Source organism: Mycobacterium sp. BK086, from assembly GCA_004362315.1.
Taxonomy (GTDB): domain Bacteria; phylum Actinomycetota; class Actinomycetes; order Mycobacteriales; family Mycobacteriaceae; genus Mycobacterium.
Genome location: SNWL01000003.1, coordinates 1,654,538 through 1,667,801 on the forward strand (window position 1 = coordinate 1,654,538; position 13,264 = coordinate 1,667,801).

The 13,264-nt window shown below is 66.1% G+C and carries 13 protein-coding genes; 2 read left to right on the plus strand and 11 right to left on the minus strand.

Annotated elements, in window-relative coordinates; all coding sequences use genetic code 11:
* Positions 1 to 46: 46 nt before the first annotated feature.
* The gene (locus EV580_RS08260; RefSeq protein WP_133690544.1) at positions 47 to 697 is read left to right on the plus strand and encodes a GtrA family protein; all 651 of its coding nucleotides are present in this window, start codon (positions 47 to 49) and stop codon (positions 695 to 697) included.
* Here the strand turns inward: EV580_RS08260 and EV580_RS08265 are convergent.
* The 5 genes from EV580_RS08265 to EV580_RS08285 are packed head-to-tail and all read right to left on the minus strand — an operon-like array spanning position 652 to position 5,579.
* Positions 652 to 1,170, minus strand: coding sequence for a PH domain-containing protein (locus tag EV580_RS08265; RefSeq protein ID WP_133690545.1), 519 nt, complete (start codon positions 1,168 to 1,170; stop codon positions 652 to 654). The two genes, EV580_RS08260 and EV580_RS08265, sit on opposite strands and share 46 nt — an antisense overlap.
* Before the next feature lie 26 nt (positions 1,171 to 1,196).
* Positions 1,197 to 1,976: a DUF2510 domain-containing protein gene (locus EV580_RS08270; protein WP_133690546.1), complete on the minus strand. Its 780-nt coding sequence runs from the start codon at positions 1,974 to 1,976 to the stop codon at positions 1,197 to 1,199.
* Positions 1,973 to 2,167, minus strand: a complete 195-nt coding sequence (locus EV580_RS08275; RefSeq protein WP_133690547.1) for a hypothetical protein — start codon at positions 2,165 to 2,167, stop codon at positions 1,973 to 1,975. Before EV580_RS08275 ends, EV580_RS08270 begins: the two co-directional genes overlap by 4 nt.
* Positions 2,167 to 4,329 (minus strand): hypothetical protein, encoded by a 2,163-nt coding sequence (locus EV580_RS08280; RefSeq protein WP_133690548.1) that lies wholly within the window; start codon positions 4,327 to 4,329, stop codon positions 2,167 to 2,169. The genes EV580_RS08275 and EV580_RS08280 overlap by 1 nt, the downstream gene beginning before the upstream one ends.
* 41 nt (positions 4,330 to 4,370) lie before the next feature.
* Positions 4,371 to 5,579 (minus strand): family 16 glycosylhydrolase, encoded by a 1,209-nt coding sequence (locus tag EV580_RS08285; protein WP_221220054.1) that lies wholly within the window; start codon positions 5,577 to 5,579, stop codon positions 4,371 to 4,373.
* 546 nt (positions 5,580 to 6,125) lie between these two features.
* Between EV580_RS08285 and EV580_RS08290 the strand changes: the two genes are divergently transcribed.
* Positions 6,126 to 6,866: a glycoside hydrolase family 16 protein gene (locus EV580_RS08290; RefSeq protein ID WP_286171497.1), complete on the plus strand. Its 741-nt coding sequence runs from the start codon at positions 6,126 to 6,128 to the stop codon at positions 6,864 to 6,866.
* Here the strand turns inward: EV580_RS08290 and EV580_RS08295 are convergent.
* From EV580_RS08295 to EV580_RS08320, 6 genes are read right to left on the minus strand one after another with little or no spacing between them, the layout of a single operon-like run.
* Positions 6,863 to 8,128: a lipopolysaccharide biosynthesis protein gene (locus tag EV580_RS08295; protein WP_133690550.1), complete on the minus strand. Its 1,266-nt coding sequence runs from the start codon at positions 8,126 to 8,128 to the stop codon at positions 6,863 to 6,865. The genes EV580_RS08290 and EV580_RS08295 overlap by 4 nt on opposite strands.
* On the minus strand, positions 8,122 to 9,432 hold the full coding sequence (locus EV580_RS08300) for a glycosyltransferase family 2 protein (protein ID WP_133690551.1): 1,311 nt from the start codon (positions 9,430 to 9,432) through the stop codon (positions 8,122 to 8,124). Before EV580_RS08300 ends, EV580_RS08295 begins: the two co-directional genes overlap by 7 nt.
* Positions 9,429 to 10,376, minus strand: a complete 948-nt coding sequence (locus EV580_RS08305) for a glycosyltransferase family 2 protein (RefSeq protein ID WP_133690552.1) — start codon at positions 10,374 to 10,376, stop codon at positions 9,429 to 9,431. The genes EV580_RS08300 and EV580_RS08305 overlap by 4 nt, the downstream gene beginning before the upstream one ends.
* Position 10,377: 1 nt before the next feature.
* Positions 10,378 to 11,268 carry a glycosyltransferase family 2 protein gene (locus tag EV580_RS08310; protein WP_133690553.1) on the minus strand — a complete coding sequence of 297 codons (891 nt, stop codon included), beginning with the start codon at positions 11,266 to 11,268 and terminating at the stop codon, positions 10,378 to 10,380.
* 27 nt (positions 11,269 to 11,295) lie between these two features.
* Positions 11,296 to 12,144, minus strand: a complete 849-nt coding sequence (locus EV580_RS08315; protein ID WP_133690554.1) for a glycosyltransferase family 2 protein — start codon at positions 12,142 to 12,144, stop codon at positions 11,296 to 11,298.
* Complete coding sequence (locus EV580_RS08320; RefSeq protein WP_133690555.1) at positions 12,141 to 13,262, minus strand: transferase; 1,122 nt, start codon at positions 13,260 to 13,262, stop codon at positions 12,141 to 12,143. The genes EV580_RS08315 and EV580_RS08320 overlap by 4 nt, the downstream gene beginning before the upstream one ends.
* Between the last annotated feature and the right edge of the window lie 2 nt (positions 13,263 to 13,264).

The window sequence follows — 13,264 nt, forward strand, 5'->3', positions numbered from 1 at the left end:
TGCGCGAGTACGCACACGTGCGGTGACTTCCGTAGACTTGCTCCTTGTGTCTTTCGCAGATGCCACGATCGCGCGGCTACCCCGCCCGATCCGGCCCTTCGCCGACCGGCATCACGAGCTCATCAAGTTCGCGATCGTCGGCGCGACGACGTTCATCATCGACTCGGCGATCTTCTACACGCTGAAGCTCACGATCCTCGAGCCCAAGCCGGTCACCGCCAAGGTGATCGCGGGCATCGTCGCGGTGATCGCGTCCTACGTGCTGAACCGCGAATGGAGCTTCCGCAACCGCGGCGGCCGCGAACGCCACCACGAGGCGCTGCTGTTCTTCGCGGTCAGCGGCGTCGGCGTGCTGCTGAGCATGGCCCCGCTGTGGTTCTCGAGCTACGTGCTGGACCTGCGGGTGCCGCACGTCTCGCTGACCGTCGAGAACATCGCCGACTTCCTGTCGGCCTATCTCCTCGGCAACCTGCTGCAGATGGCGTTCCGGTTCTGGGCATTCCGCCGCTGGGTGTTCCCCGACGAGTTCGGCCCGAGCCACGACAAGGGGCTGGAATCCGCCCTCACCGGTGGCGGGCTGGCCGAGGCGCTGGAAGACGAGTACGAGGCCGGCGGCACCGTCACACCGCTACGGCGCCGTCGGGCGCAGCGTCAACTGGGCGACTCTTCAGAGCCCAGAGTGTCGAAAACTTCGTGATAGAGCAGTGAGTGCACCCGCTCCACGCGGGGAATGTCGTGGAATTCCAGGGGATCCTGGCTCGCCGACTCGATGATCAGGGTGCCGGTGCGCAACATGCGGTCGAGCAGACCGTGCCGGAACTCCACACTGTTGATGCGCGCCAACGGGATATCGATGCCCGAGCGGGTCAGCAGCCCGTGGCGGAACATCACGCGGCGGTCGGTAATCACGAAATGCGTTGTGAGCCAATTCAAGAACTTCCACAACGTCAGCCAGCCGACCAGGATCACCCAGATCGCCGCGATGACGCCGAAGAGCACCTTCTTGGCGGTGGGGTCCCAGTTGGTGTTGTTGACGAGCGCGGAGACGAATGCCGCGACGACGGTGGCGATCAGCAGCACCAGGATCGGGCCGACCAAGCGCTTCCAGTGCGGGTGGCGGTGCAGCACGACCTGCTCATTGGCGGCCAGCACGTTCTCGGGATAGCCCACGGGCGAACCTTACCTAGTCGCCCGGTTCACTGGGCGGGTTGCAGATATTCGACGCACTCGGCTTCAGAACGCGCGGTCTCGACCATGCACACCCCGATCGCCGGGTCGCCGCCCTGCCCGACCTCGGGCGCGGGGATGTCCCCGGGATTCAACGACCACAGATAGCGATCGGTATCCGCAAGGCGCTCACAGTAAGTGACCGAACCGTCCGCGGCGACGCCGTTGCCGCCGCCTGGCTGACATGGGGCCGCGACGACGGCGGGCGATGGCTCGGTAGACGTCGTGGTGGTCGTCGACGCCGGTGCCGTTGGGTTGGTCGGTGACGTCGGCGTCGTGGTGCTCGTGACGGCGGTGGACGGCGCGGCCGCGTTGCGCGACAGCTGGACCCAGATGTCGGCGCCTGCGCCGACAAGCAAGGCGAGCGTGACGAGCCCGATGACCAACGCAACCCACGTCTCGGTGCGTGAGCCCGATGCCGCCGGCATCCGGTCGTGGCCGAGAGTGCCGCTGTCGGCGACATGCTCGGTCCACGCGTCGCCGTCCCAGTAGCGGCACTGGTGGCGGCCGGTGGGATCGACCGACCAGCGGGCGGTCGGTGAACCCGGCTCGACGCCGGGCGGCGCCACCAAAGGAGCCCCGCACTCGCCGCAGAAGCGCCGATCGTTCGGATTGGCGTGGCCGGCCAGGCAGAGAACGGCATCCGGCTCCAACAGATCCCCGCACTGACCGCAGAAGTACTGACCGTCGGGGCTGACGTGCCCGTTGACGCAGGTCACCCCCGGCCTGCCCGATCGCCCTTGAGTCATGAGACGAACGTCACCATGTCCACCGTCGCGACCACGATCGCGCCGACGGCCGCACACACCGCCTGCAGCATCAGCACCGCGGTGGTGCGGTCGGGACGGCGCGTGCCGTCCGGCGACACCGCTTGTTCGCGACGGTAACTCGTCAACACCAACAAGACACCGGACAACAAGAACAGGGCGATCTCGATCATCAACTACCTCCCAATCCGATGATCGGCGCGTTCGGCCGTTTCAATACGAGCACTCCCCCGGAGTCGTAGACCGTCTGGTAGCCCTTCTCGGTCCGGAGGATATCGAGCGCGCGCTGCGTCATCTCCCGGCTGGCACCCATGCTCAGCCGGATGAAGTTCTCGTCCTGCTGGGTGTCGGAGAAGTATTCGACATCAGGCTGTGCCGTGCAGGTGGCCAATTCCTCGGCGGATCCGAAACAGCTGTCCGCCAATTCGAAGTTTCGCGGCACGCCGTAGAGCGCCCCCTGGCCCCAATACCCCAGTCCGGCATCGTGAATCTTCGCGACGAGTTCACTGGCGATCGCCAGTTCGTGCGGCGTGGTCCGTTCGAACGAGATGTTCAGGCCGCGATTGGCGGTCACCAACAGGGCGGTGAACAGCAGCACGCAACAGGCCGCCACGGCCGTCACAGGGCGACGCAGCAGCGGCACGATGCACAGTGCGGCAAGCGGTGACAGCACCGGCGACGCATATAGGAACGCCCGGATCGCCACCTCACCGCCATAGCTCTGCAGCATCACCAACACGAAAGGCGCGAACGCCAGCGCCGCGATCAAATACGGCCTGCTCCTTGGCAATCGGCGTAGCCGCAGCCAGCCGATACCCGCCAGGGCCATCAGCGACAACGCCGAGACGATTCGGAGCAGCTGCAGGTTGCGGTAAGTGGGATCGCCGGTGATCTTCTGCGAGACACTGGAATTCAGGTTCTGGTCGACGCCGCCGATATCGGCGATGACCTGGCCGAGGTGGCCTTGCCAGTACGCGGCGGCGCCGTAGCGGAACCACGCGATGAAGATGACGAAGGTGGCCAGCCACAACAGCTTGTAGCGCGTCAGGCCTGCGGCCGAAATGATCGCCAGCACACCGATGGCGGCCAGCGGCGTCAGCTGGTGAGCGACCACCATCGCGGCGAGGATGACGACGAGCGCCAGTTCGACCGCCAACGTCCACGGCCCGTCCCGGCCACTCACCCGTCCCGGAATCCGTTGCCACGCGGTCGCAATGCGCTTCAGCCGGCCGCCTTTCAGCGCCGGGACGGGAGAATTCCGCAGCTGCCACAACAACACCGCCAGCAGCGTGGCGTAGAACTGCATGGCGACCGCTTGCGGCGCGAAGTAGTCCTGTTGGTACCAGTTGAACAGCGTGAGCATCGTGACACCGAGCCAGGCGACGCGCCGGCTGCCGGTGATCGCCAGGCCGATCGCGTAGACGGGGAACATCAGGCAGATACCCATCACCAGCGAGGCACTCACCAGAAGGATCGCACTGTCGTGCAATCCGGTGGTGGTGATCAGATTGGCGGCGGCGGAGAAGAATCCGGCCCAGCTGATCCGGGCGTCCACCGGCGGCGGCAGCGCGCCGGCATCGATGAGCCAGTTGGTGATCATCCGGTGCACATATGCGGTCACGAACGGCGCGGTGCCCATCGACCACGCGACCGGCATCGTGATGTAGGCGATCAGAACGACGTTGGACGTCGCGACCACCGCGCGGTCGAGGGCGGCGCGGCGGTACTCGAGGACGAGCAGGACGCACAGCACGACCAGCCCGACGTAATAGTCCACCCCGAGCACGCCGAACAGTCCCAGGCTGCCCGCCGCCTCGACGTCGAGGCGGTGCACCGCACTGAAGAACAGCCCGACGACCACCACCAGCAGCACCACGCTGACCCTGCGGTCACCGGCCGGCGCCAGTCCACGGCGCACCCAGTGCAGCGCACCGGCAACAGTCACGGGTTCGGGGCTGCGATGCATCCGGCGGCCCAGCACTGCGGTGGCCACCACACCGACGGCGGACACCGCGAACTGAGTGACATACGGCTGGTGCAGACCGCCCGCGTAATTCAGTTGAGCAGCAAGGATATTGACAGCGAGCGACAGCGACACCGCCATGGCGCCGTACACACCGTTGGTGGGCAGGCGCAACAGCGCCGCGATCGGCAGCCCGGGCATCGTGAGCACGGCCAGGATTCCGACCGCGGCTCGGAGCGCGGGCGGCAGTGCTCCTGCAACGCCGAAGGCGGACAGCGTGGTGACGATCAGCGACGCGGCGATCACGACGCCAGAGACGACAACGGTCAGCGGTGCCCAGATCGGCAGTGGCGTCCCACGACGTTGCAGCACCGAATCAGCCTACCGATTAGCTGGCATCGTTCGCGCGCCCATCAGTTTCCTGTGTAAGACCAGATAGAAATCCAGTCGACCAGCACGTGGCCACTGTTGGTGCCGTTCCCGTCGGTCTCGATCTGCAGTTGCCAGCGCATGGGCTTGCTGGGCACGTATTTGGTGCTGTCGAGCACCAGATTGTCGTCCAGGTAGAACCGGACATGACCGGGCAGCCATTCGACGGTGTAGACGTGCCAGTCGGTGAACGTCTTGCCGGTGTTGGCCCCGTCCTGACCGCCGGTCGCACGGGCATAGTGGGCGAACGCGTTCGATGTCGATGACAAGGCGCCTTCGGGGAAGTCCACTTCTCCGTCGTTGGGCCAGAGTTCGGACTGCGGCCACAGCAGGAACGCGATGTGGTACTCGCTCAACGTGGACGTGTCGGCCTTGAGCCGGACCGAATAGCGGCCATAGGTCTGGTACTGGGTGCCATTGGGCAGGATCGGTGACGGATTCGCGCCCGCGGGTTGGCCGTTGACGTTGTGCAGGTAGTAATCCAGGGTGCCGCCGCCCACGCTGAGCACTTGGTCGGGCCGGTACGGCCGATGCTGATAGGTGTCGGTGAAGGTCTGCGGGTAGGTGAGCCACTGCTGGCCGTCGGCGCCGACGTAGACGATCTTGCTCGGGTCCGACGGGTTGGCCCAGCTTCCCAGCGGGGCGTCCTTGGTGAAGTTGTCGGCGAGGATGTGCTTCCACCCGGGAAGGTCGGCCACCGGCGCATCGGTCAGGTCACCGTTCGGCGGTGTGCTGGTCGCCGCCACCACACTGACGGTGTCGATGTAGAGGGCCCGCACACAGAAGAACCACTGGGGGTTGGCGAATTTGACTCCGACCGTGTGGGTTCCTGCCGGGATGTTCACGGTCGCCGTGTAGTCGGTCCACTTGCTCGCGGTGATGGGACTGCGACCGACGATCACTCCGTCGACGAACACCGCGGCGACCGGCGCCCCGAAGCATTGCAATCCCCTGGCTCGCACGACGACGCTGACCGACTGCGGCACGGCGAGAGTCGTCGCCGCGGTGACCGAACCGGTCAGGCCGAGTGCGGTGCCGCCGGTCGCGGTGGCATCGCTGACGATCTTGGCGCCCTTGGTCGTCGAGAGGCTCATCGCCTCGGCCTCGATCGACGTCACGTCCGCGGCCGCGTGCGCCCGCGGTGCGGCGACGAGTGCCACGACGAGGACGATCACCGAGCACAGTCGGAACATCGTGGCTCCATCGCGCGTTGGGAGGTGCCCTAAGGGTGGGTGAGCGAAATCACAATAGGCTCGCGGCAATCACTATTCATATCCAGCACATTTATCACTTTGGTAACAGTTGCACATGAAAAGAACCGGCCATTCGCCAGCAATATCCACCCGGGCGAATACTTTTCAGCAACAAGGCAATACACAGGCCGGACGCGGTGTCTCCGTTACGCCCTGGTCAAAAAGTGGGCGCGAAACGGGATCACCGACGGATTCAATGCGGAATACGTCGCCGCTGGCGGCGTATGGTTCGGGACTGATGCAAAACCGCCTGTGTAAGTGTGGACACGACCGTCCCGCGCACGAGCACCACCGCCGCGGAACGGACTGCGCGTTGTGCGAATGCAACCGCTTCAGGGGACCAGGCCCCGTCAGCATGCTCGCCGATTGGATCACGTCACTTCAACGGCGTGGTGGGCCCGATAGCTAGGTAGACTGGCAGCTACCTCCGGGTCGGCCGAACCAAGGGAGCTCATGCCAGTCCCCCTCTCACGGGCCGTTCGCGTGGTGACATCACTAGCCAGCGTCGCGGCGGGCACCCTCGCGCTCACCGTCGGTTCAGCGGCTCTTCTGCGGCCGGTTGCCGGCGCCCAGTCCGGGAACGGCAATTGCCCGAACACGGCCGCGGCGGCACTGGGCTGGGGCGCACCCAACCGCACCGACAACTTCACCGACCCGGCCTCACTGGGCCAGTGGTCCATCTACAACGGTCCGGGCCACGACGGCAACGGCAGACGCACCCCGTCGGCGATCTCGGCGACCAACGGGACGTTGACCATTACCGGTGACTCCCAAGGCAACTCGGGTGGGATGGCCTGGTTGCCGGGGCAGCTGCACGGCCGCTGGGAAGCATGCGTCAAGTCGTCACCGGCAGCACCCGGGTACCACTCGCTGCTGCTGCTGTGGCCGGACGCCGAGAATTGGCCCGTCGGAGGCGAAATCGATTTCATGGAGATCGCCGATCCCACCCGCCAATCCGTCGAGGGCTGGCTGCACTACGGCCCGAACGACGACCGCGAGTCAGGCGCGATTCAGATCGATGCGACGCAGTGGCACAGCTGGGCAGTGGAGTGGACACCCCAGCGGGTCGCGGTGTTCGTCGACGGCGTGCAGTGGTGGGAGGCCAATGATCCCGCGCACCTTCCGCCGGGCCCGATGCACCTGTGCATCCAGCTCGACAACTTCGGCGGCGATCTGAACAGTGGCGCCAACATGTCCGTCGACTGGGTACGTCAGTATCCCGCCTAGGCGTTGACGGCCCGCACGCTGCGCAGCCAGCGAATCACCAGCGGCAACAGGATCACCGCCGGAATCGCTTCGGCGACAAGGTAAGCCCAGCCGACGCCGGTCACCCCGGTGCGAGTCGTGATCATCAGCGTGCCCACCACCACGACGGCCGTCGAGACGCAGCGCATGACCACCATCAGGGTGAGCTTGCGGCGCACCCGCGCGAACCCTTCGTAAATGGCACTCACCGCCGACAGCGGGACGAACACCGCCGCGAGAACCAGCAGTCCCTGCCCTTGCGTGCGATAGTCGGGGCCGATGAGGTCCAGCACGTACGGGCCGATCAGCACCAGTCCGAGTGAACCGGCGATCGACACCACCGCCATCATCTGGACCATCCGGGTCGACAGTGCCCCCACCTTGTCGGGATGCGCCGCAACCTCGGCGACGAACGGGCTCATCACCAGGTGCACCGCGAAGTACAGGGCGTTGATGATCGCCCAGGTGACCGCGAAGTGCGCATTGGCTGCCGCACCGAACCGGCTCACCACCACCAGCGGCACGATCAGGGGCCCGATGATCCACAGTGTGGTGATCCCGAAAGACGATCCGACATATGACAACAGCTGTGCGCGCGCCGGGAGTTCGGACGGCCGGCGGAACTGGGCGTGTGTGCGCCACCGCCGGCGCATGGCGGCCAGGACCAGCAGCGTGCCGGCGGCCGCCGTCGCACCCCAGGCGAGCACGATCGACGCGCCACTGCCGGTCCACACCAGGGCGAACAACACGGCCAGCTTCACGATCGCGTGGACGAGGTTCTTCACTGCCGACCACTTGGTCACCCCGAGCCCGACAGCGGTCTTGTCCAGAAGGGTGAACACCGCCAGCACCATCACCAGCAGCGGGTAGCAGACCATCGCCCATCGCGAGGTGAACAACTCCTCGCGCGGCCCGAAAGCCACCAGGGCCCAACCGGCCAGCAACGCGGTGGCGGCGACCGTCACGTATCCCCGCTTGATCAGCGAGCCGGCTCGGTTGCCGGCCAGGGGCAGGAACCGTTCGTAGATCGTGTCGATACTCAGCATCGACAGCATGGACAACATCAGCGCCGAGGTGATCAGGGCCGCCGCCACGCCCACTTCTTCAGCGGGATACAAGCGCCCGGCAGCACCCCAGAACACCAGCCCCAGGATTCCCGTCAGCAGACTCGACGCGATCAGCGATATCGAGTTCACGGTCATGTTGCGTCCGGCGGCCGGCGGCGCGACCTCCGTGGTCACCATGAGCGCGCCCGGGCCACGAGGTACACCCACGCTCCCGCGGCAATGAATCGCCATGTCCCACTGCCGATGTCAGCTGGAAGATCGGCTCTCACCGTGGTCGGCGGCGTGGCCTTCTGCGACGTGGAACGCAGATGACGGACCAACGCCGGCCTGCGGCGCGCGACGGTCTTCAGCGCGAGCAGCGCCATCGGAGGATCGGACGCGAGTTTTGCCAGCCAGGCGCCCAAGCCCAGCCCGTAGCCCCGGGTCTGGGCCCGTAGGTCGTCGGCGGTGGCGCGGTGCCGGTGCCACGCGATCGCCGCCGGTTCGCGCACCAACTGCCGGCCGGACCGCAGGATGCGGAAGAACATGTCGATGTCCTCCCCACCACTGACCCGGGTTCCGGCACCGAGGCGTTCGTCAAATCCCCCAAGACGCAGCACCACTCGGCGGTCGACGGCGAAGTTCGCGCCGGTTCCGTAGTGGCGGACCTCGAACGGGAACAGCGGAACGTCGCGCGGCGCCTCGGACCACTCGAACATCCTGGCGTCGGCCGACTCGGTCCAGCCCGCCCGGTTCTCGAAGTAGGCCTGCGCAGGCGTACGCAATTCTCCGGCCGGCACCATTCCCGACACGCATCCCACGGAGTCGCCGTACCCGAAGCCGCGCACAAGGATGCTCAGCCAGTCCCGGTCGACGACGACATCATCGTCGACGAAGGCCACGATATTGCCGGTGGCCGCGAGCAGGCCGGTGTTCCGGGCCCGGGACAGCCCGGGTGTCGGCTCGGTGATCAACCGCACCCGGGGATCGGCAAGGCTTTTCACGTATTCGCGGGTGGCATCGGTCCGCGGCGCGTTGTCGACGACGAGCACCCCGAAATTGGGGTAGGTCGCGGCAAGAACGGACTCCAGCGCCGACTTGAGCATGTCAGTGCGGTCGCGCGTGCACACCACAACGGTGACGTGTTCAGCCTTGTCCGCGCCGTTGCGGGCATGATCCCGGAGTAACCGGATCGGCGAATGCCGTTGGGCTCCAACCTGCTCTCGTAAGTCCGCGAAAGCGACCTCACCGTCGGTGACGTCGACGTCGACGAATCCCACCGCCCGTTGCCGGTCCCTGACCAGCAGGCGCGCCCGAGAGAATCCCTCGGCGTTCTGCAGCCGGCAGACCGCGGGACGCCCAGAGCTCACACTGGCCCGGCTGGCGGAATCGACCGCGTCCAGCCACACCTCACCGATCCAGATCGCTCCGCTCCAGCTCGGGCGAACCGGATTGGGCAGCACCGGTGCCAGTGTCAGGCAAGCCGAATCATGCGGACTCACGGCGCACTCCTCGACAGCAGGCGGACGATCTTCGCCCTGACGAACCCAACCGTGGTGGCGGCCAGGCCAAGAAGGATCGCCGACGCACGGGCCAACCCGTCGGGTGTCAGCGATATCAACTCCCGCGCAACGGCCATCGGCAGAACGCGACTCACGTAGGAGCGTTCACTGCTCAATCCGTCTGCAGCCCCGGCCAAATCGGTGACCACGGCCTTCGACAGTCCCTCGTGATAGCACCTGCGCACGAAATACCGCAGCGTCGTGCGATCCTCGGACACATGATGGTCGACCCGGATATCGGGGTCGAACAGCACCTGGTTGGAGTCTTCGCCGGCCCGGATGCGGATGAACAGCTCAGTCTCCTCACACCCGACCGGCGTGGCGCCCACCCGGCCCACTTCCGACCGGAATCCGCCGACCTGGAGAAAGACCGATCGGCGCAACGACATATTGCACCCGATCGGATTACGCACCGGGGCAAGCTGTTTGGGTTGGCCGTTGTAGCTGCAACCGACCACCCAGTCGAATTCCGCGGGCATCCAGGAGGGCCTGGTATCGGGCCACACCGGGCTGGCGTAGCCACCGACGCCCGCGACCGTCATGTCGGAAAAGTGGCTGCGCAGGTCGTCGGCCCAACCGGGCTGTGCCACCGCGTCGTCGTCGAGGAATGCCACCACGTCGCCACGTGCGGCACGCACTCCGGTATTACGGGCGCCCGACAGTCCCTGAGTTTCGATATTGGGTATGACCCGGACCCGTCGATCGGCGCCATAAAGCTGGGAGGCCGAGTCCAGCAGCTCGTCGCAATGATCGATCACCACGATCAGGTCCACCGGCTCGCCACTGCCGGTCAGCACCGAGTCCACCGCGTGACGCAGGCGCTCCCATCGCTCGGTGGTATAGGCGCAGATGACCACCGAGACCAGGCTCAGCTTCGTCGCCATATCAACCGGCCCGCTGTCGTCGCCGCGACTCGCGCAGGCTGCTCAGCTTGAACAGCAGTGCACGCTTGAGGAGAACGTCGTAGCGATTGAGCTTGCCGACCAACCGGTCGACGTACGGAATCTCCCACCGGGGATCCTCGATGAGCCGGCGGGTGAATCGATCCTGCTGTGCCAGCTGCGATCTCGCGGAGGTCAGCGCGGTCAGTGAGCCGCCGCGGATGCGATAGGCGGCCAGCGTCTCGGGCATCCCGTAGAAGTGTCCGAATCCCAGCAAGCGGGTCCACAGGTCCATGTCGAGGGTGAACAGGTTGGGACCGGTGAAGCCGCCACACCGGTCGAAATCACTGCGGCGGAACATGACTGACACCGGGGCGCCGACCGGGTTCTTCGCGCTCCGGACGATCTGCCGGATCACCCGCTGGCCGGTCTGGCGGCCCAGAATGCCGCGCAGGCCCCTGGCGGGGAACAGCAGAGCGCCCGCATCATCGATGAAGTCGGTCCGGCTGGCCACCACGGTGATATCCGGGTTGTTCTCGAGCACGGCCGCCTGCGCGGCCACGCAGTTGCTCTTGAGCGTGTCGTCGGCGCTGATCACCTTGACGAACTCGCCACGGCTGAGCCTCACCGCGAGGTTGTGGTTCTCTTCGGCCGACAAGGTGGTCTGATTGCGGATCACCCTGACCCGCAGGTCGGTGATCCTGTCGAGGATCACCGCCGTTTCGTCGGTGCTGTTGTTGTCGACGACGACGATTTCGAGGTCGGCGAAATCCTGCGCCAGCACGCTGTCGAGCGTGTCACGCAAGAACGGGCCGGCCTGGAACGCCGGAATACACAGCGACACCTTGGGGCGCTTGAAGCCCGCCCCTGGCTCGGTATGGACCTCTGACGACATCACTTGGCTCACAGTCATTTCCCCGTCTCAGGCGTGTCGTACGTCCGGCAGGGGCTGATCGAGTAGGTACCGCGAGGCGTCGGTGACACTGGCCTCCGGACTCGGGGCACCGCGCCTCCACCCGCGCCGGCGGGCCCGCTGGAACTCCTGAAGGATGGTCTTCAGGATCCGCAGACCGTCCTTGACGGCATTGAGATTGCTTGCGCCGTGGATCCGGTCGAGCTCATAACTGCTGACTTCGGCGATCTGCATTCCGCTGGCAGCCACCCGCACATTGATCAGCGACTCGATCTCGAAGCCGTCACCCCACTGCGGGCCGAGTGGCTCCGTCGCGGGCAAGTCCATGACGTCGAGGCAGTCGCGCCAGAACGCGTTGTACCCGTAGCACAGGTCGGTGTACTTGGTGGCGAACAACGTGTTGACCAGGGTGTTGAGCCCCCAGTTGCCCAGGCGCCGAATGCGGGTGATGTCACTGCTTCCGCCGCCTTGCACGAAGCGTGAGCCCTTGGCGAAGTCCTTACCCGAGATCAGCGCGCCGACAAAGCGCGGAATCTCGGCGGGGTCGGTGCTGCCGTCGGCATCGATCATGACGACGATGTCACCCGACGCGGCCGCGAAACCACACGCGAGTGCGTTGCCCTTGCCCTTCCGGGTCTGCGTGAGATGCACACCGTTGGGCCACAATTCGCGTGCCACCGCCGCTGTCTTGTCCACCGAATTGCCGTCGACGAACACGATCTCGTCGACATCATGAGGCAGCCGCGACGCCAGGTATGCCAGGTTGCGCTCCTCGTTCAACGCCGGTATCACAACGGATATGGTCGGGCGGCGCGTATGGTGCGACATCGCCTCCCAGATCCCGACGACCTTCGTCATAGATGGCTCTCCTCTCGATCAAGACTCTGCATGGCTGGTTCATCGGTCATGAAACGGTCGTCACTGATCCACCGTCCGGTGAGCTGGGGGTATGCCACGGCGACCTCCTCGAGGAGGTCGGGCAGCGTCAGTAGAACGCAATCGGGTTCGGCCGCAACGAGTTCACTCGGCGCGATGATCGGAACATCCGTTCCCGGCATGCGGCGGCCCTGCTTGGCGCTGGACGCGTCGGCGACCGCCGCGACGAGCTTGGTGGTCACTCCGGCCAGCGCGAACAGCGCCACCGCGCGGGATGCCGCGCCGTAGGCGAAGACTCGGCGCCCCTGCGCGGCCTGCTGTTCCAGCCAATCACGCAGCGCGCGGCGATGATTGTCGGCGGCGCGCTGCAACCTACCAACGGACGCGGGATCGGTGATGGCCAGCTCGCCGGCGAGGATACCCCGCACGGAGTCCGGCGGAGCCACGTAGCCGTGTTTGGCGGCCACCAGAACCGTGCCGCCGTACAGGTCGAACTCCCAGGCGTCGACCGCGCTCATCCCGGCCTGGTCGAGCAGACCGAGCAGTGCGGTCATCGAGTAGTAGGCATAGTGCCCGTGCCGCAGCGCGTTCCACTGGCTCTTGCCGACGATCGTCGCCAGCGAGTGGTACTGAATCAGCAGCAGACCGTCTTCCGCGGTTGCCGCGGCACGGCGCGCGAACGCGGCCCGTTGGTCGGGTTCGTGCATCAAGCCGAAGCTGTCGAGAACGACGTCGGCGACGTCGGTTTGGTCGAATCCGCGCTCGGCGAGCAGCGGCAACCAGCTGCCGCCGTGGGGGCTACCGAACTCACGCACCGTCGAGCCACGCAGGAGTTCGGCGGCCGCCACCCTGTTCACGGCGTCGACGGCCTGGAGTTGCAAGGCCTGCGGTTCGACGCCACGGGGCTCGTCGGTCACGGTGTCGTCTTCGGCCAGCTGTGCCAGCCCGCACGATACGCACAGGGTCATCGCCAACGGACGCGACGATTCTTCGGGCGCAACGGGATCGGTGGCCGCGGGGAAGAAATCCTGCGCAGGTACGCGCCCGAGATCCAGCACCGTCGAGAGTGCGAAACTGTGACATCCTCTGCAGCGAGTCATGG

Bases quoted from the DNA above. Each gene is read 5' to 3' on its own strand.
- EV580_RS08270 (WP_133690546.1), bottom strand. From the start codon at position 1,976: ATGACTCAAGGGCGATCGGGCAGGCCGGGGGTGACCTGCGTCAACGGG.
- EV580_RS08275 (WP_133690547.1), bottom strand. From the start codon at position 2,167: ATGATCGAGATCGCCCTGTTCTTGTTGTCCGGTGTCTTGTTGGTGTTG.
- EV580_RS08285 (WP_221220054.1), bottom strand. From the start codon at position 5,579: ATGTTCCGACTGTGCTCGGTGATCGTCCTCGTCGTGGCACTCGTCGCC.
- EV580_RS08295 (WP_133690550.1), bottom strand. From the start codon at position 8,128: ATGGTGACCACGGAGGTCGCGCCGCCGGCCGCCGGACGCAACATGACC.
- EV580_RS08305 (WP_133690552.1), bottom strand. From the start codon at position 10,376: ATGGCGACGAAGCTGAGCCTGGTCTCGGTGGTCATCTGCGCCTATACC.
- EV580_RS08310 (WP_133690553.1), bottom strand. From the start codon at position 11,268: ATGTCGTCAGAGGTCCATACCGAGCCAGGGGCGGGCTTCAAGCGCCCC.
- EV580_RS08315 (WP_133690554.1), bottom strand. From the start codon at position 12,144: ATGACGAAGGTCGTCGGGATCTGGGAGGCGATGTCGCACCATACGCGC.
- EV580_RS08320 (WP_133690555.1), bottom strand. From the start codon at position 13,262: ATGACTCGCTGCAGAGGATGTCACAGTTTCGCACTCTCGACGGTGCTG.